Origin of the sequence: Pedobacter yonginensis (assembly GCF_003173595.1) — a bacterium.
Lineage (GTDB): Bacteria > Bacteroidota > Bacteroidia > Sphingobacteriales > Sphingobacteriaceae > Pedobacter > Pedobacter yonginense.
The window spans coordinates 810,166-832,403 of record NZ_QGNZ01000002.1; the positions used below are offsets into that span (position 1 = coordinate 810,166).

The 22,238-nt window shown below is 38.7% G+C and carries 21 protein-coding genes; 8 read left to right on the top strand and 13 right to left on the bottom strand.

The window, feature by feature from the left end; translation table 11 throughout:
• Positions 1–17: 17 nt before the first annotated feature.
• Both proB and DHW03_RS10340 read left to right on the top strand, forming a co-directional pair.
• Positions 18–1,097 (top strand): glutamate 5-kinase, encoded by a 1,080-nt coding sequence (gene proB / locus DHW03_RS10335; RefSeq protein ID WP_109925709.1) that lies wholly within the window; start codon positions 18–20, stop codon positions 1,095–1,097.
• Between the two features lie 70 nt (positions 1,098–1,167).
• Positions 1,168–2,415, top strand: coding sequence for a glutamate-5-semialdehyde dehydrogenase (locus tag DHW03_RS10340; protein ID WP_109925711.1), 1,248 nt, complete (start codon positions 1,168–1,170; stop codon positions 2,413–2,415).
• A 94-nt stretch (positions 2,416–2,509) separates the two neighbouring features.
• Here DHW03_RS10340 and DHW03_RS10345 read toward each other — a convergent pair whose 3' ends face one another.
• Complete coding sequence (locus tag DHW03_RS10345) at positions 2,510–3,892, bottom strand: MBL fold metallo-hydrolase RNA specificity domain-containing protein (RefSeq protein ID WP_109925713.1); 1,383 nt, start codon at positions 3,890–3,892, stop codon at positions 2,510–2,512.
• 398 nt (positions 3,893–4,290) lie between these two features.
• Between DHW03_RS10345 and DHW03_RS10350 the strand changes: the two genes are divergently transcribed.
• A complete protein-coding gene (locus tag DHW03_RS10350; protein WP_109926021.1) occupies positions 4,291–4,542 on the top strand; it encodes a hypothetical protein in 252 nt (83 codons plus the stop codon).
• A 51-nt stretch (positions 4,543–4,593) separates the two neighbouring features.
• Here the strand turns inward: DHW03_RS10350 and DHW03_RS10355 are convergent, their stop codons facing one another.
• The 3 genes from DHW03_RS10355 to DHW03_RS10365 form a co-directional block, all read right to left on the bottom strand.
• Positions 4,594–4,968 carry a hypothetical protein gene (locus DHW03_RS10355; RefSeq protein ID WP_109926022.1) on the bottom strand — a complete coding sequence of 125 codons (375 nt, stop codon included), beginning with the start codon at positions 4,966–4,968 and terminating at the stop codon, positions 4,594–4,596.
• A gap of 373 nt (positions 4,969–5,341) precedes the next feature.
• Entirely contained in the window at positions 5,342–6,880 is a 1,539-nt protein-coding gene (locus DHW03_RS10360; RefSeq protein ID WP_109925715.1) for a YifB family Mg chelatase-like AAA ATPase, read from the bottom strand.
• Positions 6,881–7,043: 163 nt separating this feature from the next.
• Positions 7,044–7,271 (bottom strand): helix-turn-helix domain-containing protein, encoded by a 228-nt coding sequence (locus tag DHW03_RS10365; protein WP_109925717.1) that lies wholly within the window; start codon positions 7,269–7,271, stop codon positions 7,044–7,046.
• An 87-nt stretch (positions 7,272–7,358) separates the two neighbouring features.
• Here DHW03_RS10365 and DHW03_RS10370 point away from each other — a divergent pair, with 87 nt between their 5' ends.
• Positions 7,359–7,655 carry a hypothetical protein gene (locus DHW03_RS10370; RefSeq protein WP_133248520.1) on the top strand — a complete coding sequence of 99 codons (297 nt, stop codon included), beginning with the start codon at positions 7,359–7,361 and terminating at the stop codon, positions 7,653–7,655.
• Between the two features lie 242 nt (positions 7,656–7,897).
• Here the strand turns inward: DHW03_RS10370 and ffh are convergent, their stop codons facing one another.
• Positions 7,898–9,235 (bottom strand): signal recognition particle protein, encoded by a 1,338-nt coding sequence (gene ffh, locus DHW03_RS10375; RefSeq protein ID WP_109926023.1) that lies wholly within the window; start codon positions 9,233–9,235, stop codon positions 7,898–7,900.
• 450 nt (positions 9,236–9,685) lie between these two features.
• On the opposite strand from ffh, the gene DHW03_RS10380 reads away from it, so the two are divergent.
• Positions 9,686–12,103: a DUF5916 domain-containing protein gene (locus DHW03_RS10380; protein WP_109925721.1), complete on the top strand. Its 2,418-nt coding sequence runs from the start codon at positions 9,686–9,688 to the stop codon at positions 12,101–12,103.
• Between the two features lie 224 nt (positions 12,104–12,327).
• On the opposite strand, the gene DHW03_RS10385 is transcribed toward DHW03_RS10380, so the two are convergent.
• The 7 genes from DHW03_RS10385 to ruvX all read right to left on the bottom strand — a co-directional run bounded on the left by DHW03_RS10385 (position 12,328) and on the right by ruvX (position 17,361).
• Positions 12,328–13,335 (bottom strand): DUF3078 domain-containing protein, encoded by a 1,008-nt coding sequence (locus tag DHW03_RS10385; protein WP_109925722.1) that lies wholly within the window; start codon positions 13,333–13,335, stop codon positions 12,328–12,330.
• Between the two features lie 194 nt (positions 13,336–13,529).
• The gene (locus DHW03_RS10390) at positions 13,530–13,856 is read right to left on the bottom strand and encodes a hypothetical protein (RefSeq protein ID WP_205940991.1); all 327 of its coding nucleotides are present in this window, start codon (positions 13,854–13,856) and stop codon (positions 13,530–13,532) included.
• On the bottom strand, positions 13,853–14,605 hold the full coding sequence (locus DHW03_RS10395) for a hypothetical protein (protein ID WP_109925724.1): 753 nt from the start codon (positions 14,603–14,605) through the stop codon (positions 13,853–13,855). Before DHW03_RS10395 ends, DHW03_RS10390 begins: the two co-directional genes overlap by 4 nt.
• Before the next feature lie 48 nt (positions 14,606–14,653).
• Positions 14,654–15,511, bottom strand: a complete 858-nt coding sequence (locus DHW03_RS10400; protein ID WP_109925725.1) for a glucosaminidase domain-containing protein — start codon at positions 15,509–15,511, stop codon at positions 14,654–14,656.
• Positions 15,512–15,552: 41 nt separating this feature from the next.
• Positions 15,553–16,227, bottom strand: coding sequence for a glucosaminidase domain and LysM peptidoglycan-binding domain-containing protein (locus DHW03_RS10405; RefSeq protein WP_109925726.1), 675 nt, complete (start codon positions 16,225–16,227; stop codon positions 15,553–15,555).
• Positions 16,228–16,300: 73 nt separating this feature from the next.
• The gene (locus tag DHW03_RS10410) at positions 16,301–16,936 is read right to left on the bottom strand and encodes an O-methyltransferase (protein WP_109925727.1); all 636 of its coding nucleotides are present in this window, start codon (positions 16,934–16,936) and stop codon (positions 16,301–16,303) included.
• A gap of 8 nt (positions 16,937–16,944) precedes the next feature.
• Positions 16,945–17,361 carry a Holliday junction resolvase RuvX gene (gene ruvX, locus DHW03_RS10415; protein ID WP_109925728.1) on the bottom strand — a complete coding sequence of 139 codons (417 nt, stop codon included), beginning with the start codon at positions 17,359–17,361 and terminating at the stop codon, positions 16,945–16,947.
• A 220-nt stretch (positions 17,362–17,581) separates the two neighbouring features.
• Here ruvX and DHW03_RS10420 point away from each other — a divergent pair, with 220 nt between their 5' ends.
• The 3 genes from DHW03_RS10420 to DHW03_RS10430 are packed head-to-tail and all read left to right on the top strand — an operon-like array spanning position 17,582 to position 20,704.
• On the top strand, positions 17,582–18,730 hold the full coding sequence (locus DHW03_RS10420) for a DNA polymerase III subunit (RefSeq protein WP_109925729.1): 1,149 nt from the start codon (positions 17,582–17,584) through the stop codon (positions 18,728–18,730).
• A gap of 2 nt (positions 18,731–18,732) precedes the next feature.
• Positions 18,733–20,238: a regulatory iron-sulfur-containing complex subunit RicT gene (gene ricT / locus DHW03_RS10425; RefSeq protein ID WP_109925730.1), complete on the top strand. Its 1,506-nt coding sequence runs from the start codon at positions 18,733–18,735 to the stop codon at positions 20,236–20,238.
• Positions 20,207–20,704, top strand: coding sequence for a gliding motility lipoprotein GldH (locus DHW03_RS10430; RefSeq protein WP_109925731.1), 498 nt, complete (start codon positions 20,207–20,209; stop codon positions 20,702–20,704). Before ricT ends, DHW03_RS10430 begins: the two co-directional genes overlap by 32 nt.
• A 199-nt stretch (positions 20,705–20,903) precedes the next feature.
• On the opposite strand, the gene DHW03_RS10435 is transcribed toward DHW03_RS10430, so the two are convergent.
• Entirely contained in the window at positions 20,904–22,205 is a 1,302-nt protein-coding gene (locus DHW03_RS10435; RefSeq protein ID WP_205940992.1) for a UDP-N-acetylmuramoyl-tripeptide--D-alanyl-D-alanine ligase, read from the bottom strand.
• Between the last annotated feature and the right edge of the window lie 33 nt (positions 22,206–22,238).

The window sequence follows — 22,238 nt, forward strand, 5'->3', positions numbered from 1 at the left end:
TTGCGAGTGTAATAATAATGAAATTAGGTTACAAAAAAATTGTTGTTAAGGTTGGGTCCAATGTCATTACCAAAGCCGATGGTTTGCCAGATGAAGCGAGAATTAAACATCTTGTAAATCAGTTGGCTGAGCTCAAAAAGCTTGGCATTGAGGTGATATTGGTGTCATCTGGCGCAGTAGCTTCTGGAAGAAGTTTAATTAAAGTTTCCGAAAGACAAGATGCGGTAAGCGCACGTCAATTATTGGCATCCATTGGGCAGGTGAAACTGATTAATGCCTATTCTAACTTTTTTTCAGAACATGAAATAAAATGTGCTCAGGTATTGGTTACCAAAGAAGACTTTCGAGATCGGGCACATTATCTCAATATGAAAAACTGCCTACAGATTTTGCTCACCCATGATGTAATTCCTGTAGTAAACGAAAATGATGTGGTATCGGTTACCGAATTAATGTTTACCGATAACGACGAATTGGCGGGTTTAATTGCTTCTATGTTAAATGCTGATGCATTGATTATACTCTCCAATGTAAACGGAATTTATAACGGCGATCCTAAGGAGGATGGGTCGCAAGTGATTCAGGAAATTAAGGGGTCAGTTTCTAATCTGGCCTCATTCATTCAAACAGGGAAATCGCAATTTGGGCGTGGAGGAATGGTTACGAAATCAACTATGGCTCAAAAGGTTGCCAAATTGGGTATTTCTGTTCACATTGCAAACGGGACTACAGATCATGTGCTGATTGCTTTGTTAAAGAACGATTTGATTCACACTCATTTCATTCCTGAAAAAATTAAATCGGGCAAAAAGAAATGGATTGCGCATTCAGAAACATCGGCTAAGGGCGTTGTCCAACTTAATGAAGGGGCTAAAAATGTATTAATTTCTGGTAAGGCAACCAGTTTATTACCCGTTGGAATTATTGCCATTCAATCTGATTTCCAAAAGGGCGATATCATTAAAATTGTTGATGAAAACAACAACCTAATCGGACTGGGTATTGCGGAATACGGTTCTGATAAGGCCAGGGAAAGAATAGGACAAAAAAAGCAGAAAGCTTTAGTACATTACGATTATTTTTATGCTGCAATTTAAGCAGAGAGACCACAGCAAATAGAGAGACCTAAAAAGGCAGGTCTTTTACGCTCTGATACTTTACAATAATATGGATTACAAACAATACTTCGAAAGGGCACAGCAAGCCAGTCGCACCATGACCAGCATTTCTCCAGAAAAAACAAATGCTGTATTACTAGATTTAGCTAAATTTTTGGTTTTGCATAGCGATACCATCCTGACCGAAAATGCGAAGGATTTGGATAGAATGGATGTAGAAGATCCAAAATACGATCGCTTGAAACTTACGCAAGAGCGCATTGTTAACATTGCCAACGATATTAAAAATGTGGCGGGTTTGGTAAGTCCGCTTGGAGAAATTCTTTCAAATCAAATTTTAGAAAACAAACTCCAAATCCAGAAAACAAGGGTTCCACTGGGTGTGGTGGGTGTAATTTACGAAGCCAGGCCAAATGTAACGGCAGATGTTTTTTCACTTTGCTTTAAAACCGGAAACGTTGCCATTTTAAAAGGCGGTAGTGATGCGGAGTTTTCGAACCTAGCCATTGCTAAAGTCATCCAAACTGTTTTAGAGAACCACAGAATTAACCCTGATGTTTTAACCTTATTGCCAGCAGAACGCGCAGCAACCGAAGCCTTATTAAATGCTAGGGGCTTTGTTGATGTTTTAATTCCTCGTGGCAGTCAGTCCTTAATCAACTACGTTCGGGAGTATAGTAAAATTCCGGTTATAGAAACTGGAGCTGGTATTGTACATACCTATTTTGATGAATCTGGCGATTTGGAAAAAGGTAAGAACATCATTTTCAACGCAAAAACCAGACGCGTAAGTGTTTGTAATTCTTTAGATTGTGTTCTGGTTCAGCAAAATAGAGTTGCTGATTTACCTGTGCTTTTATCGCCGCTTGCCGCAGCCAATGTAGAACTTTTCGCAGACGAACAAAGTTACGCCGTTTTAAAAGAATCTTACCCTGCACAGTATTTAAATGTCGCCAATGCAGCGCATTTCGGCACCGAGTTTCTCTCGCTTAAATTGGCCGTAAAAGTTGTTGGTGATTTAGACGAAGCACTAGAGCACATTGCCAATTACAGCTCAAAACATAGCGAAGCCATTATCTCCGAAGATGCCGAAAACATCACTAAGTTTTTGAATCAGGTAGATGCTGCTGCGGTTTACGCCAATGCTTCTACAGGTTTTACAGATGGTGCAGAGTTTGGTTTAGGGGCAGAAATTGGAATCAGTACGCAGAAACTCCACGCACGTGGCCCAATGGGCTTGCAGGAACTTACCAGCTATAAATGGGTGGTAAGAGGTAATGGGCAAGTGAGGGGTTAAAGGGCCACACCCAATCTTCCCACAGGGGAGGGCAAGCGCGAGCAGGAAGTATCAGCCAATAACCATCAAACGAAACACCTATTAAAAGGGGCTTCTAAATCTCAAACATCTCCCCTTTTTCTGGCGCTACTACATTAAAACCCTCCTCTTGTAGGGCTGTAGTTAAACTTTGTAAGCTTTTATCTTCACCATGAACCAGAAAAACTTTTTTGGGTTTACCAGTTTGTTTTACCGTTTTTACCAAATCATCATGATCGCCATGACCGCTTAGTAAATCTGTTTGACGAATGGTTGCATAAACCATCATTTCTCGATCTTTAATTCTAACAATTGGCGCTCCACTCAATAACTTGTATCCTAAAGTGCCTTTTGCGCAGTATCCAATAAAAAGCAGCGTGCAATAATAATTCTGAATGTTGTAGTAAAGGTGATCTTGAATTCTGCCCCCTTCCAACATTCCGGCAGAAGAAATGATAATGCAAGGGTCGAAATAGTTGGAAACATCCTTACTCTCTTTCATGGTGTGCACATAGGCCAAATGCTCAAATTCAAATTCATCGCCCATGGTTTTGTAAAAATCTTTTGCTTCCTGATTCACCAAATTGTGGTGTTTTCGGTAAACATCAGTAGCTTGTAATGCCATTGGGCTATCCACAAAAATTTGTACCGGCGGTAAAAGTTTTTTGGTAAAAATCTGGTTTAGTGCAAACACTAAAGATTGTGTTCTGCCAATACTAAAAGCTGGGATAATAAGTCGGCCAGGGCTTTTAATGCAAGCTTCCGTAATTTCTTTAACCAACCGCTCTTCCAAGGTTTGGTCTTTGGTATGGTATCGGCCACCATAGGTAGATTCGCAAACAAAATAATCTACTTCAGGTATTGGTTCAGGTTTAACCAAAACGGGGTAATTGTCTCTACCAATATCTCCCGAAAAGGCAATTTTCTTTTCTTCTCCATGATCATTTACCGTTAAAACAGCAGCAGCAGCACCCAGTAAATGCCCAACAGGAATAAAAGTTAAACTAATGTCGCCATTAATTCGAAAAGGTTTATTAAAAGCGATGGTTACAAAGCGATCTATGGTATCCATCACATGTTTATGCAGATACAAAGGTTTTGGTCCACTAAAGTTGCCCCGCTTTGTACGAGGCTTACGTCCTTGTTTTCGTAAAAAAAGCTCAACAGAATCAAACAACAAAATGGCTGTTAAATCGGCAGTGGGTGGTGTACACAGCACTTGGCCCTCAAAACCAAAGCGCACCAAAGTTGGTAAATTGCCAGAATGATCTATGTGTGCATGCGTTAAAATAACCAAATTTATATCGGCTGGATCAAAAGGGAATTGTTGGTTTTCTTCTTGGTAAGTATCCTTCTCGTAATCCAATCCGCAATCAATCAATATTTTATAGCTTCCAACCTCTAGCAAGTGCATACTTCCTGTTACCTGTTGCGCAGCGCCCCAAAACGTTAACTTCATCTTTCTTTCTGTAGGGTAAATTATTTAGTGTAAAGTAGGATAAATGATGCAATTTTTAAACAACAGGAAGTAATTTTTTAGCTAGCGGAAGCCCTTGTATCTCAGTAGAATAGAAATTTAAGGTTTGGTAGTCGTTTTTTTGGAAAGCAAAGGCAGTAGTTTTTCGGTTACCTCAGTCCCGCCTTTCGTTCCAAATCCGCACCTCGTTCCTCGGTTTGCGTGTTTTCCACTTCAGTCGGGTTTGGGTGGAAAGGCCCTTGCAACTATTTTCGAAAACGAAGTTCAAAACAAACCGACGGCAATATTTATGATTGTATTTTGTTGTTTCAGCGCCAAATCATGAAGAGCAGAATGATATTGAGGTTTTAAAGCTTTATCTTTGTAAAAAAACATCAGCAATGCAAGAACCTTTTGATATAGAAGTTGGCAACATCACCTATTCCGTTTTTCCAGAGGGAAATGATACCTACACCATTTTTAAAGATGGTAAAGAGCATATTCAAATTATGAAGGATACCTCTTCCATTTGGTTAAAAATGGATTATAAAACTGAGCTTCCTATTTTTGAGGAAGATGAAGAAGTAAATGCCATTGGAATTGCGATTTCAAGCTACGTACCTGAGGAAGAGGACGAAGAAGAAGAATTGTAGAAAATAAAAAAGTCCCGATTTTACAACCAGGACCTCTCGTGGTTTTATTAATTACCTCGTGCAATTGGCTGTCCAGGTTTCACCGCCTCTTGATACCAGCATCTTTAAGTTGCTTGCATCAATGCTAATTCCGGTTAAGCCAGAGCCGATACTCACATAGCTGTTATCGCCAGTTTTTTCAAACTTAACACCAGTAATATCTGGAATGTTGTTTCCGAAGTAAAAGTTATACGTTTCGCCAACTTTACTTACGGTAACTCTCCCGTCAGAGCTGTTGATGGTTGTTTGATCGTTGCGATAAGAAACTGTTCCGTTGTATGTACCAACAAAGAAATCTTTATCGGCAGGATCTGTATCTTTTTTACAAGATACCAAAACGGTTAATGCGATTAAAAGCATACTAAAAATTTGAACTGTCTTTTTCATGTTTTGTTTTTCAATTTGCGAGTCTGCGTGCACAGATTCAATTTGTAAATGTAACATGCCCTTTACAACCACTGTGCCAAAAAGGGCTTTTGTAACCCAATATAATAGTGGTAAGGAGCCATAAAAAGAAGTTATTCGTACTTATAAACTACTGGTAGATAGGTAGTTTTTAATCATGTTTAAGTGGCTTCTGGTTGGCATATTTAGTTAGATTTCAGAATTCAAATATTCCCTACTTTAATTTTCAAAGTGTTTAGTTTAGCAGAAAAATGGTGCCTTCATCCATTAATGCATTGGCCCACAACACATATTCAGGCCATATTTTGGGGCTTCGAAACACCACCTCAAAAAATTAGCAGATATTTAATTTCATTTAGCCTGCCCAACCCTCTCTATCCAAGCTTCGGTAATTTATAGATTCGGCTAAGTGTTCTAGTTCTACTGTTTCACTGGCATCTAAATCGGCAATTGTTCTGGCTACCTTTAAAATTCTATCGTATGCCCTTGCCGAGAGACCTAAACGCTCCATTGCCGATTTGAGTAGAGCGGTTCCTTCATCGCTAATTTGGCAAACTTTTCTAACCATTTTTGGACTCATTTGGGCATTGTAGTGTAAATCATTTTTGTCGGCAAAACGGCGATCTTGTATGGCTCTCGCTTGGATTACGCGTGCTCTGATGCGTTCGCTTTTCTCCGCTTCACGGGTTGAGGCCAGCTCAGAAAAATTAACGGGCGTAACCTCAACATGCAAATCAATTCGATCTAACAACGGACCAGAAATCTTACTTAAATATTTTTGAACCACCCCTGGTGCGCAAACACATTCCTTTTCAGGATGATTGTAAAAACCGCAAGGGCATGGGTTCATGGAAGCAACCAACATAAAACTTGCTGGATATTCTACAGAAAAGCGGGCCCTAGAAATGGCCACTTTCCTATCTTCAAGCGGTTGGCGCATCACCTCTAAAACGGTCCTTTTGAATTCTGGCAGTTCATCCAAAAACAAAACACCATTGTGGGCTAAAGATATTTCGCCTGGCGATGGGTGCATACCGCCCCCTACTAAAGCAACATCGCTAATGGTATGATGTGGCGACCTGTAAGGACGAACAGTCATTAAAGCATCGGCCGAAGAGAGTTTACCTGCTACAGAATGAATTTTTGTGGTTTCCAGCGCTTCGTGTAGGTTCAATGGCGGCAGTATAGTTGGTAAACGTTTGGCTAGCATGGTTTTTCCTGCACCTGGAGGGCCAATCAAGATTACGTTATGGCCACCAGCTGCGGCAATTTCTAATGCTCGTTTAATGTTTTCTTGGCCTTTAACATCCGAAAAATCGTGTTCGTAATTGCCAATGTTTTTCATAAACTCTTCTCTCGTATCTACCTGTGTAGGCTCGAGCGTTTCAGTCTGATTAAAAAAACGAATTACTTGAGCTAAATTTTCTACACCGTAAGCAGTTAAGCCATGTACAATAGCCGCTTCTCTAACATTTTGTTTGGGCAGTATAAAGCCGGTAAACTGCTCTTGCTGGGCTTGTATGGCAATGGGCAAAGCACCTTTTATGGGTTGGATGTTTCCATCTAGAGAAAGCTCACCCATGATGAAATATTTGTCGAGATGTTCGGCAGGGATTTGCCCTGAGGCCGCCAAAATTCCAATGGCGATGGGTAAATCGTAGGCAGAGCCTTCTTTTCTAATGTCGGCAGGTGCCAAGTTAACAACAATCTTTTGCCTTGGCATTCTATAGCCCGAAACCTGAATGGCACTTTCTACGCGTTGCAAGCTTTCTTTTACAGCATTATCTGGCAAACCCACCATTAAGTATTTATTGCCAGCGCTAATGTTAACCTCAATTGTTATCGTAAGTGCGTTTACGCCAAATAAAGCACTCCCGTATGTTTTTACAAGCATTTAAAAAATTGTTTCTAGAAAAAACGGGATGTTGTTATTTTGGGACGAATTTGGAACTGGTTACTAATATAAGAATATGATTCACAATCTTTTTATTTTTTAAGATTGTGCATGAGGCTGACTGTAGAAATGTCTTGCTTTATCCTTACAAATTGGAGATTTTTTACTTCAATAAATCATCAACTGAAACTTCCAACGCAGTTGCAATAGAATAGGCTGTACTGATAGAGCAATTTACTTTACCACGCTCTATTGTGCTAATGGCCCCAAGCTCTACATCGCACATCAAAGCAAGCTGTAGCATAGTTAGGTCCTTGGAAATCCTTTGTTTACGCACATTTTCGCCAAACTTAATGATCAGTTTTTCGTTCCTTGGATTCTTAGTTGCCATAAAAGCAAAGCTAAAACACAAGGTATTTAGATTGTGCACGACATATCGTGTATTATTTTTATCTTGCCAAAATATTTGAATTCCAAAATGAGAAAATACTTAATCATGTGTTCGGCGCTATTTATAGGTTCGGCTTGTAAAAATAAAACAGGCACAGGGCCGGGCCAAGAAAAGTGTGATTGCTACCGAGAAGCCATGTCATATTCTGCTAAAACGATGCAACTGAGTAGGATAAACGATTGCTACAATTGGTATCAAACCGACCTAGAAAGACTTAACCTACAATTAACTGAGCGTGAATTAAGTCAGGCTCAAACACAAAAAGAATTAGAAAAGTATAAAAAAATATATAAGGATTGCAATTGCGAAACTGTTAAACGATAGCGCTGGGTTGTGGAAAAGCGGGTACTTCATTAATCAAAAATAGTTTAAGCAAACAAAATTTTATTTTGAACCACAAAAGAAACAAAAGGGCATAAAAGTAGCGATGCAATATTCGCAAGCACAATTTAACTTTTAAAAATCATCGTGATTTCTATTGCTAAATATTATTTGGCTACCGCAAACAAAAAATCCCAATCATTTCCGATTGAGATTTTAGATTATCTGAATGCTAATCTTTAAAGCTATCTGCCAAATGGCATTTTCGGCATGCCTTTCATCATGGCTGCAGCTGCGGCTGGATTAGAAAACTGCTTCATCATTTTGCGCATATCTTCAAATTGTTTAATCAACTTGGTTACCTCTTCAACCTTGCTACCAGAGCCTTTTGCAATTCTTAATCTGCGACTTTGTTGAATGCTATCTGGATTTTCTTTTTCGAAAGGCGTCATCGAGTTGATAATGGCTTCGATTGATTTAAAGGCATCATCTTGGATGTCAACATTTTTCATCATCTTACCCACACCCGGAATCATTCCCATTAAATCTTTCATGTTACCCATCTTCTTAATCTGTTGAATCTGGTTATAGAAATCATTAAAATCGAATTTATTTTTTCGGATTTTCTTTTGCAATTCTGCGGCTTCTTTCTCGTCGAACTGCATTTGCGCACGCTCTACAAGAGAAACCACATCACCCATTCCCAAAATACGCGATGCCATACGGTCTGGATAGAAAACATCAAGTGCTTCCATTTTCTCACCCGTACCAATAAATTTAATTGGCTTATTTACAACCGATTTGATGGATAACGCAGCACCACCACGGGTATCTCCGTCTAACTTGGTTAAAACGACACCTGTAAAATCTAAACGATCGTTAAAGATTTTGGCGGTGTTAACCGCATCCTGACCTGTCATCGAATCCACCACGAATAAAATTTCGTGAGGCTGTGTTTTGGCCTTAACTTCCGAAATCTCGTTCATTAAAGATTCGTCAATAGCTAAACGCCCAGCCGTATCAATAATAATAACGTTATTTCCGTTTTGTTTACCATGTGCAATACCTTCTAATGCAATGGCAACAGGGTCTTTAGATTCGCGATTGGCAAATACAGAAACACCAACCGAAGTACCTAAAACCTCCAACTGATCTACCGCTGCCGGGCGATACATGTCGCCAGCCACCAACAAAGGCTTTTTGCCTTTACCTTTTAGGTGTAAAGCCAATTTACCTGCGAAGGTTGTTTTACCCGCACCGTTTAGTCCTGCAATTAATATAATGGTTGGATTCGCTTTCGTTTCTAATTCGGTAACCTCGCCGCCCATTAATGCAGCAAGTTCATCGTTCATTATTTTGGTAAGCAATTGCCCTGGCGAAACAGATGTTAATACATTTTGTCCGAGTGCTTTTTGCCTAACATCATCGGTAAACGCTTTGGCGGTTTTATAGTTAACGTCGGCATCTAATAATGCTTTTCGGATCTCTTTCATGGTTTCTGCCACGTTGATTTCCGTAATGCTGCCTTGTCCTTTTAATACTTTAAATGCTCTATCTAGCTTGTCCTGTAAATTATCAAACATGTTATTTAAGCTAAAAGCTTTTTGTTGTGTTGCAAAAAGCCATTTGTTAATAAAAAACAAAGGTATCAAATTTTGAGTGTAAATTTGAATGAGAGAATGAAAGAATTGCTGAATGATTGAATGAAAGAATTACTGAATGAGAGAATGAATGATTGACTTTCAAAAGATAGTTTTCTCAATAATTTAACCACAAAAGAAACAAAGGAAACAAAAGTTTTCATCTGCCCTCTCCGGCTTCGGGCTTTTGGCTTTTACCTTTGGTCTTTGGACTTTTACCTTTGGTCTCTCGGCCTCTCGGCTTTGGTCTTTTACCTTTAATCTCTCGGTTTTGGTCTTTGGTCTTCGGACTTTTACCTTTAGTCTCTCGGCTTTAGTCTTTTAAATTTTATTTTTAGTTTTGCGCGCAACATTTAGATTACTAGAGGGTCTTATGTTTATTCAAACAAACAAATGAAACGCTTTTTACCCATATTTTTCACTATTTTTTGCTTGTACTGCCATGCGCAAAATCCTGCCGAACAAAAAAAATTAACGGCTATAAGAACTGAACAAGCACCAAAAATTGATGGTGTTTTGGATGACGCTTGCTGGGTTAATGTACCCATAGCCACCGATTTCTTTGAAATTAGACCAACGCCCGGCCGGGTTGAAGGGCAAGCAAAGCGTACTGAAATGAAACTATTGTACGATGATGTTGCCGTATATGTTTATGCGCGTATGTACGATAATCCTGATAGTGTTGCGCACGAATTGGTTTCCAGAGATAATGTGGGTAATGCCGATTTCATTTCAATTATCTTCGATCCTTTCTACGATAAAATGAATGGCAATGGTTTCTTTGTAACAGCTGCAGGTGTTCAGTTTGACGCTAAATATTCGCAAATAGGTGGTGAAGACCCCAATTGGAATGCCGTTTGGGAAAGTGAAGTAAACATAGATGATAAGGGCTGGACATGCGAAATGAAGATTCCTTATTCTGCCCTGCGTTTTTCTGGTAAAGACTTACAGAATTGGGGCTTAAACTTTAGTCGCAGAATTCAGCGCACAAACACGCAAACTTTTTGGAATTTTGTAGATCCGAAGGTTAACGGTTTCATCAATCAAGAAGGGCTTTGGGTGGGTATTAAGAATGTAAAACCACCACTACGCCTATCGTTTTCACCCTATGTGTCTGGCTATATTAATCATTATCCCCTCAATTTGCCAGGGGTAAAAAATACAACTACACGATTTAATGGTGGCATGGATGTTAAATATGGAATTAACAACAGTTTTACCTTGGATATGACTTTAGTGCCCGATTTTGGCCAAGTGCAATCTGATAACCGCATTTTGAATTTAACCCCCTTTGAGGTAAAGTTTAATGAGAACAGACAGTTTTTTACGGAAGGGACAGAATTCTTTAACAAAGGCGATTTGTTTTATTCGAAACGAATTGGCTCCATCCCTGCATACTACAATTATAGCCAAATTTCAAGTGATGATAAAATTGTGAAAGACCAAACCGAGGCAAAGGTTTTAAATGCCACAAAAATTTCGGGTAGAACGGCCAAGGGTTTGGGTATAGGGATTTTTAATGCCGTAACCAATAGCATGCAAACGGAAGTAGAAGATGCTAATGGAAACCTGCGTGAGGTAGAAACACAGCCCCTTACCAATTATAATATTTTGGTTTTCGATCAATCGTTAAAAAATAATAGCTCCGCTACGTTTATCAATACCAACGTTTTACGAGCAGGAAGTGCTTATGATGCTAATGTGACGGCTTTGCTCCTCACCCTAAATAGTAAAAACAACAAATATTTTGTTAATGGTGATGGTAAAATGAGTTACCTACGTGGTGAAAATACGAGCACAGGTTATAGCTATATTTTTAGGTTTGGCAAGCAAAGTGGCAATTTTACGTGGTATTACAATCAAGTGTATGCCGATGACAAGTTTGACCCATCAGACATGGGCTTTTTTACCAATAATAATTTTTTTGACAACCGATTTGGCTTTAGCTACAACATTTTTAAACCCAGTAAATGGTATAATGAGCAGCAAAATTGGTTTAACCTAGTGTATTCTAGAAGGGCAACACCAGGTGATTACCAAAGTTTTACTCTCAATGGAGGATCGTATGTAGCTTTCAAAAACTTGTGGGCTGCCGAATTTAATGTTAATTATGAGGGAAGAAGAAACGATTTTTACGAAGCCAGAAACGGCCAAGTTTTTCGAGCGCCAGAAAACTATGGTTTAGGCTTGTATTTTAATACCAATCGTGCTAATGCCTATAATTTTGGCGGAGACTTTCGTTACCAAGAGCAGCAGCTTTTTGAGGGAAAATCTTTCAACTTTTACTTTTTTCAAAACTTAAGGTTAAATGATAAAATCGCTTTTGGCTTAGACTTAAATTTTAACCCGAACTACGATTATGTAAACTGGGTTACTTCGCTTGGTAATCAGGCTATATTTTCTCGGTACGACAGACGAACGGTTGAAAATTCTTTTGATGCCAAATATACCCTTAGCAATAAAATGGGCTTTACCGTAGTATTAAGGCATTATTGGAGCGATAGAAGAAACAAGGAGTTTTTCTTGCTTAAACCAGATGGTAACTTAACTAATTATCAAGGCACTCCGTTAACCGGAACAGATAGAAATTACAATGTGTTTAACATCGACTTGATATACACTTGGCAATTTGCACCCGGAAGCACTTTGTCGGTTTCATACAAAGATGCTGCGGAAACTTACCACACATACTATACAAAGGGCTATAATAGAAATTTAGATGGGATTTTATCGGCCCCTCAAAACAATAGCCTTTCTGTAAAGATTTTGTATTTCGTTGATTATCTGGATTTTAAGAAGAAGAAATCTTAAGCCATCTAACCTGAGTTCTGTTTACGCGCCCATTGGTGAAGGCTAAAGCATTTTTAACATCGATACCTATTCCGTGTATTCTGTGATTCCGTGGCTAAAACTTGTAATTTCAAATGTTTTGGAAGCTGAAATACAAAAGCAAAGAGACCAAATTGATGCTTAAGAAGCTTTTAAGATATAATTTGGCAACATCAAACGCAAAAATATCCCAAAATCAGGTTAATTTATCTAGGAAAAGTGAAGCCAAAGCCAAGCGCAAGGGTTTGGTTGGCTTGAATTTTATTGGTACCCGTATCTGCATCAAAAAGCATCACGCCTGTTAAACTGGTATTCATAAAGCGGTTTATTTTCGCCGTTATGGCAATATCTAAACGGTGATCGATTTTTGACCATGCAATGTCTTCGTAAGGGATAAACATCAGGTATCGGGCTTTTAAATTTGTGTTTGGAAAAATATCCTTATCAAAGGAACTTACTACTTGGAAAGCCAACTCGTTGCGGAAATTCTTGCCTTTATCAACACCATACACATTGTTTTTGCCATCGTAAACGGTACTGTCTAAAACAAAGGTTTGCCTTGCCGTTCCGGTACCAATTCTGGTAGAGAAGTATTTTACAGGTTTATATTCGAAACCGATAGATTCAGTTAAGTATCCCGGAGCCATAAATCTAGAAATTAACACCTGTTGTTCTTGTTGGGTGTTATTGTCTCTAAAATATCGGTAACCGTTATCAAATTGTGATTCAAAACTTACCGACCCGAAGAAAAACCAATTTTTTGATAATTGAAACGAGGCTTTATTATCCCAAAAAATCCTATCGTTGGTTTTCTTCTGCAATTGATCTTTGTTTTTAACCTTACCGTATTGCAAAATAAGCTCGGTTACGTAGCTGTAGCTGTTTTTATTGTATTCTGCTTTGTAATTTAATAAACCACCAACGGCAACAGAATTTACGCCACCACCTTTCCAATTGTTGCTAAATTGGGCTTGATTTACGTTGATGCCGATGTTGGTTCTGGTTTTCCAATAGTTAACTTTCGCATTAACTACGTAAGGTTTCAGCTTTACTGGCTCAAAGTTTAATGGGCCCTGCCTACTTGGCAATGGGCTGCGTTTTAGCTTAAGGTTAAGGTCTTTGGTATTAATCGGAATTGTATCAATCTCCTGAGAGTATGTTCTTACCGAGCAGATGCTGAGAATGATAACTATGGAGGCTACAAGTTTCTTCATTGGTTACAAAGAAAATGAAAAATTTTAGAGATTAAAAGGTTTTAGTGAAATGAATGTATCTCATTAACTCGCACGAATTGTAAAGGATTGTTGTAAGGGCGTCGTTGCCCGGAGTTTATCTTATGGTCTTGGTTGGTTTTAGAAAGTTAATTATCTGGAACTTACCTGATTCGAATATTCGATGTGAATTAGGCCTATTTACTGCGCTTAAGCCAACCAAACCAACTCCCTTTTTGCAAATAACTTAAGTCGCTTTCATGGTTGTAAGCTTCCTTTTCGAAGATAATATTTCGATAGGCCAAGTGGTGGTCTCCATATTTTAGCCTATTAACCAAATAGTTAAGAAGGTATAAAACGTAAAAGGGAACAACAAGCAATTCGAGTTGCTGGCGCAGATGGATTTTTTCATGATTGATGATTTCCTGATCGTGCATTAATCGTTCGGATTTTAACAAGATAAATGGAAATATGGCCATCCCAGAAGCTGGGAGGTTTTTCACAATCAAAATCGGTGCTTTCACAGCTTATCTATTGTTAGTTTTGGTAATGCTGGCAATTGTAGCGCTTTTGGATTTAAGCGATAACTTTTATAGGCGTTTCGAATAAATAGATTAAACGAATAATCTGTAGCATCGAGCACAAATTGGTATGTTGGGCGATACTGCTGCATAAAATCCGTGAGTTCTTCCTCCTTTATATTCAGAATCTTTTGAACTAGAGTGGCATTGAAGCGATAATCAATCAAATCTTCCCGATAATCCTTTTCCAATATTTTTTGTAAGTGGCGGGCATTTCTCCCCTGCTTGCTGAGCAAATTGTAAATGGCATCTATACCGAGCCCAACACCACCATTGCCTAAATTTATAAGGTCTTTGCTGCTTCCTTTAATAGTTGCGTAGCGATATTCTCTTACCGATTTTTCATATTGTTGTTGCGGGGTTAACCTTTTTTGTTGGATCATCACATCCCTTAGCCTAATCCCTAAAGAATTTAACTGAAAATAGGCCGCCGACTGTCCTTTAAACACCATGGTATCTACCCCATAGCCAGCCAATGCGGCAACCAAAGTATCGCCCGGCACAGCAAAGGTGCTAAACTCTCCTTTGGTATTGTTGTAGAGTCCATCTCCAGTTCTTAGGTTGTAGATATACACCTTCGCCAAGCGCTGTTTCGTTTCCTTATCAATAACAATTCCTGCCAAAGGTTTGGTTTGGGCATAAATCATCGCCGATAGGCAAAAAAAGGAAAGAAATGCGGTAATAAATTTCATTGGGTTACAAAACTACAAATAAGCTTTAGGCTACCATTAGGATTAACATTATTTAACCTTAAGCACTTGGCCCAGTTTTATTGCATCGTTGGTGATGCTGTTTAGCATTTTTAGCTCATCAACAGATAAATTGAAACGTTTTGCAATATTATATAAAGTGTCGCCTTTAATAACAGTATAAGTTCCATCGGCCAAAATCGGCTTGGCACCAAGTGGTGGTGTTTCTACAGGGGTAAATTTCTTTTTTTCTTGCGGGATATTTTCATTGATTTCTGTAAATACACGGTCTTCGCGGGCAATTTTCTGTTTTTCGCTTTCTGGTTGGTCGTATTGGTATAGCTGGTATTTCTCAATGGTATTGATCAGCAAATCTGGATATTTAGGATTGGTGGCATAACCAGCTGTTTTTAAGCCCTGTGCCCAGCTTTTGTAATCATTTTTATCCAATTGGAAAAGAAAACTGTATCGCTTGCGTTTCAAAAATTCTGAATGATCTTTAAACGATTCGCGTGCATCTTTATACACCCTAAAACAGTCGTTTTTTTGATCGTCGTCTCTGAAGTAATTTTTTCCTTTCCAATCGGAAGTACACTTAATGCCGAAGTGATTGTTGGCATATTTAGCCAAATCGCTGTTGCCACTACCCGATTCTAATATGCCTTGGGCTAAGGTAATACTGGCGGGAATACCGTATGCATTCATTTCTTCTATCGCTACGGCTTTAAACTCATCTATATAACTTAAGGTGTTATAGCTCTTGTAGGTGCTGTTGTTGGCTTTGTTGGCTGCTTTTTCAATCTGCTTGTTGTTTTTAGCGTATTTCCTTGTAGAGCAAGAACTTAATGCAAGCGCAACAATGGTAAGGAGAACAAAGGGTTTTAAAGTGGATAGATTAATCTGACGCATTTATAAAAAGCTGAAATGATGTGGAGTAAAGATATTCGGATTTATAACTTAATTTTTTGACCAGGTTTTAAGTTAACCTTTTTTAAACCATTTTTACGCATAATGGCTTTTACGGTTGTTCCTTTTTTCTTAGCAATAACGCTTAAATTATCGCCGAGTTTTACAGTATAGGCTTTACTTGTTTTTGTGCTTCTCTTTTTGCGACGATACACGGTACTTGCATAAACAGGTTCTTCGTAACCATCAGGGCGCTCATCGTATTTGTAAAGCTCGTATTTTTTTACCAGAGCAATAACTTGGCTTGCCCAGCTTCTGCTGTGCGCATAACCACATCGTTGAATGCCTCTTGCCCAGCCCTTGTAATCGTACTGATCGTACTTGGCGAAAAGATTATTAAAAGGTGCACGCGTTTCCATAATCTCCACAAAATGACTGTAAGATTCATCTGCATTTAAATAATCTCGGTAAGAAGAACGGATGTTATCATTGTTATTAGGTCCCTTAACACCAAAATGATTGTTTAAATGTTGGGCAATTCTACTATTTCCGGATGCAGATTCATGTATGGCTACCGCCAAAATTAAACTCGCTGGGATTTTATGGTCACGCATTAACTCCTGCGCGTATTTTACATGGTCTGCAATGTAGTCTTCGGTTTCTTGGGCTTTTGCTAACGTTCCTAATAAAAGGAATAAGCAAAGAGAAAGTATTTTCATTTGGGTTAATTGTTAAACTGTTACATTGAATAATTGCGCTATCCTTCCAATCGATTCATCAAATTCACGGTTATTATTTCTTCCTGATTACAAACAAACCATCTCTTACGGGTAAAATCAGTTTCTCTACCCGATGGTCTGCAGCAATCTTATCATTAAAATTAGTAATATTCTTGGTGTCTTTATCTTGTTGATTATGAAGTACTTTTCCACTCCATAACACATTATCCACAATGATGATTCCGCCAGGGCGCACGCGGTCGAAGATCAAATCGTAATAAGTACCGTTATTTTTTTTGTCAGCATCTATAAATACCACATCAAAAACCTCGTCTAGCTGATTGATGGTTTGTGTAGCATCTCCTAAAATATAATTGATTTTATCGTTGTAAACAGATTGGGCAAAGTTATTCCGAACCATGTCTTCTAGCTCGGCATTAATATCTAAGGTGTAAATAAGGCCATTGTCTGATAAACCCTCGGCTAAGCAAAGGGTTGCATAACCGGTAAAGGTTCCGATTTCCAGAATCCTTTTAGGCGCAATCATTTTACTTAATAGGCTTAAAACCCGACCTTGGTAATGGCCAGAAAGCATACGGGGCATTAAAACTTTAAGATTAGTTTCGCGATCTATCCTTTGAAGCAACTCGCTTTCCGGCTCGCAATAGTTAATGAGTAATTGTTGTAAATCGTCGTTTATTAGGCTCATATATTCGGTTATAAACGGTTAGTTTCCATAAAATATTGCAAAATAATGGTTGCGGCAATGGTATCTACCCGATCTTTATCTCGTCTATCCATCTTTTTTAGTCCGCTTTGCATAATGGTTTGGTGGGCCAATTTTGAAGTGAAGCGTTCATCAACCCAGTGTTGTGGGGTGGTGGGAAAAGCTTTTTTAAGTAGTGTAGAAAAGCCCTTTACATGTTGTTTCGAGTCAGAATCTGTACCATCCATTTGTTTTGGGTCGCCTAAAACAAAAGCCTCTACCGATTCTGCAAGCATATATTTTTTAATGTATTCGATAATGTCTTTTGGATGTACAGTATCTAAACCTGTGGCAATAATTTGCAAAGGGTCGGTAACGGCTATGCCAATGCGTTTTGTGCCATAATCGAAAGCAAGAATTCGAGCCATATTAAAATTAAAAGCCCCAAAGGTACGTTTTTTTGATAAATGAGATTTTGAGGGTAAATTCTAAGGCATTCAATATCCCCCACTTAACCGGCAAGAAGCAATAAATAATCACAAATGGGTGTTTTAAATATGTGGGAGATTTTTTTAAAATCCAGACCAATTTGGTCATATATCACATCAATTATCTCAATTATCATATCTATTTCTTATTTTGCACCAAATGCAGTTTAAAGAAATCATCGGTCAAGAAAGAGTTAAGCAACAATTGGTGCAAACGGTTAAAGAAAATCGCATCAGTCATGCGCAATTGTTTCTCTCTCCGGCAGGATCTGGTGCTTTGCCTTTGGCCATTGCTTATGCGCAGTACATAAACTGTTTAGAAAAAGACGATAACGACAGCTGTGGAGAATGTTCCAGTTGCAGAAAGTATGAGCGTTATATCCATCCAGATTTACACTTTTCTTATCCATTTTTTGCTTCAGCAAGCGTAAAAACAGCTGTAGATGTATTGGATGATTGGCGAAACATGCTACTTCAAGATCCTTATTTTGATTTGGATATTTGGCGATCTAAACTAGAAGCGGCCAACAAACAAGCCAATATCAATATTGCAGAATGCCATGATATTATTAAAAAATTAAGCTACAAAGCCTTCGAAGCCCAAACTAAGGTTTTAATTATGTGGCTTCCAGAATATTTGGATAAGGCAGGCAATGCACTGTTAAAACTTATTGAAGAACCGCCAGCCAACACGCTATTCATCTTAATTGCACAAAGTCAAGATCAGATTTTAACCACCATCTTATCGCGTACGCAGATTGTTAAAATCCCGAAATTATCTAACGATGAAGTTTCTAACTATTTACGCAGCACAAGCGGATTAAATGACAACCAAGCCATTGATTATGCTTTCTTAGCCGATGGGAATTTAATTGAAGCGAAAGCTTTGGCTGCCGATACACAGAGCGATAGTTCGGGCATGTTTACGAGTTGGTTGCGTATGGGGTTTGGCAATAAGGTACCTGATTTGATTGATTTTACAGAGCAAGCGGCCAAGTGGGGACGAGAAAATCAGAAAAATTTTTTAAAGTATGGTGTAAAGTATTTACGCGAATGCTGTTTAATTATTAGTGGTGCAGAAGAATTGGTAAAACTGCCCCCATTAACCTTAGATACCGCAAAAAAGTTGAGTACCAATGTACTTACGCTGCCTATGGCCGAAGCCATTATTGGCGAGTTGGAAAAGGCACATTACCACATTGAAAGGAATGCAAATCCAAAAATTCTGTTTTTAGATGTATCTTTACAATTGGTTAAAATTATTAGGTTTAAAACGCTCCCTCAGGGGACTCAATATATATACAATTAATTATGGGATGTGGAAGTTGTTCAACAGGTGGTGGTTGCACCCCTAATGGATGCAAAAGTAATGGCTCATGCGGCACCGGTGGTTGCCAAACAATGGAAGTTCACGATTGGCTATCCAATTTGGATATGCCTTCTAACTATAAACCTTTTCAGGTTACAGAAATAAAATTCAAAGGCTCGAGAAAAGAGTTTTTCCTTAATAACGATAACATTTATCTGGAAATTGGGGAGTTGGTTGCCGTTGAAGGGCCAACTGGAGGTTTTGATGTGGGCCACGTTTCGCTTACAGGCGAGTTGGTGCGCATCCAAATGAAAAGACGTAAAACGAGTTTAGATCAGGTTACAAAAAAAATCTATCGCAAAGCAACAGAAGCTGATGTAGAGAAATGGAATGCCGCGAAAGAGATGGAATGGGAAACCATGCACAAAGCCCGTAAACTGGCACTTGATTTACGTTTGCAAATGAAAATTAGCGACGTAGATTATCAAGCAGATAAAACCAAGGCAACATTTTTTTATACTGCGGATGGTCGTGTTGATTTTCGTGAACTGATTAAAAAAATGGCCGAAAGTTTCCGCATTCGGATTGAAATGCGCCAGATTGGAATGCGCCAGGAAGCAGGTCGTTTAGGAGGTATAGGTTCTTGTGGTAGAGAGTTGTGCTGCTCAACCTGGTTAACCAATTTTAAAACGGTTTCTACAGCTGCGGCTCGTTATCAAAACCTTTCACTCAATACGCTAAAGCTTGCGGGCCAGTGTGGTAAGCTTAAATGTTGTTTAAATTATGAGTTGGATACTTATTTAGATGCTTTAAAAGACATTCCAGATCGCATCGAAAATTTAGATACCGAAGCCGGTTATGCGCGGCATCAAAAAACAGATATTTTTAAAAAAATAATGTGGTTTAGCTATCAGGGCGATGAAAACTGGATTCCAGTTGCTGCCGCTCGTGTTAAAGAAATCATGGTGATGAACAAGGCTGGTAAAAAGGCTCCTAATTTAAAAGAAGAAGCCATTCAAGTTGCCGCACCAGTAGTGGTCGAAAAATCTTTCGATTACGAAAACGTTGTTGGTCAAGACAGTTTAACCCGTTTAGATGAACGTTCTAGAGGTAAAAACAACAACCAGAACAGAAACAACAATCAAAAAAACAACCGAAATAATAATCAAAATAGAAGAGATAGAGTTCCTGCCGGAGAGAAAAATGTTGCTCCAAATGCGAAACCTCAACAAGGGCCAAGACCCCAACAAGCAGGCCCAAAACCCGCTCAAGGAAATGCCAAACCTCAACAAAGTGGACCAAAGCAACAGCAGGCTAATGCTCCAAAACCTCAAAACGGACCAAGGCCGCAACAAGCACAAAAACCTATTGTAAAAGCTGAAGGAGAAACAGGGGCTGAAGGGATTAAAACAGAGCAGAATAAAAATAAGAATAGAAACAACAGAAGAAAAAATAATAACCGCCGAAAAAACAACAATGGCTCAGACAATAAACCAGCTGCTGAATAAAAGGTCGATTTTAGTTTTAGGCTTTTTGTGGCTTGCATCTCTTTTTTCGGGATGTACGGCTAATGTTATCGATTCGAACGTGGAAATTCCGGAGCATAAGTGGACCTATAGAAATCACATCATCAGCCCTTTCGAGATTAAGGATAATAGCAAGGCCTACAATATTTTTTTCAAGTTAAGGCATACCGCTGATTATAAATACGCTAATCTTTATATTTTGGCACATTTTAAGGATGGAAAAAATAAAACAACCCGCAGGTATCAGTTTAAATTGGCTAAAAATGATGGCGAATGGTTAGGGAGCGGCTCTGGGAATATATTTACTTATACTTTTCCCATGCTTACCAACTATCGTTTTCCACATAAGGGCAAATACGAAATCGAAATTGAGCAGAACATGCGAGATAATCCGCTTCTAGAAATAAGCGATGCGGGTGTTTTGGTGGCGGAAACTCAAAGTAGATAACGTGAGTTGGAGATAACAAACATATCCTTTTAACTAGCTAAAACCTTTAAAAAAATTCAAGGTGACTACTTCAGATAAGCATCTTTTAAAATTCTTTCACCCTGCTGAATTCATTTCAGCATCTTGATGGATATTGATTTGCTTTGATCTCTTTCCCCTTGGGGCTTAAACCGAGCTAAGGTTGATAAGATTGGATAAATTACAAGTATTCCAATAAACTTTCTAATTTCATACCTCTTGATCCCTTCAATAAAACAAGATTGTCTTGAACTGAATTTTGTTGTAAATGGGTTGCTGCTTCGGCTGGTGTTTCAAAAAATAGTCCATCAAATTTATCTTTAAACGCATAGAAATGTTTTCCGATAAACACCAGCGTATTCAAGCCGCTTTCGTTAGCTTGCTTGGCAATCAGTTCGTGTTGTGTTGCCGATTCTGGTCCCAATTCAAACATATCGCCTAAAATTGCCGTTTTATGTTCAGCCGTTAAAACAGAAATGTTTTTGAGTGCGGCACTCATACTACTTGGGTTTGCATTGTAAAAATCGCAAATCACCGTGTTTTTATCGGTTTTAGTCAGTTGCGAGCGATTATTTTTAGGCTGGTAGTTAGATAATCCGGCATTAATTTCTTCAGGATTTAAATCAAAGAAATCGCCAATGCAAATTGCAGCCAAAATATTTTCGAAATTATAACTTCCCGTTAGGTTGGTTTTAACACTGGATGAAAGATCATGGTTTGTCCATTCTACTTCAATAAACGGATCGCTGCTTTTCAAGGTTCCCTTGATGGTATTGCCATTTTCGGTTCCGTAATAAATAAGTTTATTTAAACCCGCTTTTTGGCTCATTTCAAGTAGGTGGGGGTTGTCTCTATTGATGAAAGTATAACCTTGAGCCTCTTTTAGGTAGGCATAAAGTTCTGCTTTGCCTTTCTTTACTCCCTCAAAACCGCCAAAACCATCTAAATGTGCCAGGCCAACATTGGTTATAATTCCGTGCGTTGGCTGTGCTATTGTGCACAACAGTTCAATCTCTTTTTGGTGGTTTGCACCCATTTCAATAACAGCGATTTCCACCTCATTATCAATACTTAAAATAGAAAGTGGAACACCGATATGGTTATTCAGATTACCAAAAGTTGCAAAAGTTTTAAAACGCTCTGCCAAAACTGCATTAACCAATTCTTTACTGGTTGTTTTGCCGTTACTGCCAGTTAATCCGATTACCGGGATATTTAATTGGTTTCTATGGTGGCGAGCCAGTTGCTGTAGCGTAGTTAAAACATCATCAACCAATAGGCATTTATCGTTTAAAGCGAAGTCTGCCTCATCAATTACTACGAAAGCAGCCCCCTTCTCTAAAGCTTGTTTGGCAAACTCATTTGCATTGAAGTTATCGCCTTTGAGGGCAAAAAAGATACAGCCTTCGCTAATATTTCTGGTGTCGGTAGAAATTAACCTGCTTTTAAGATAGTAACTGTAGAGTTTTTCGGTTGTGATCATGCTTTTGGTAAAATATCTGCTGTAAAATTAAAC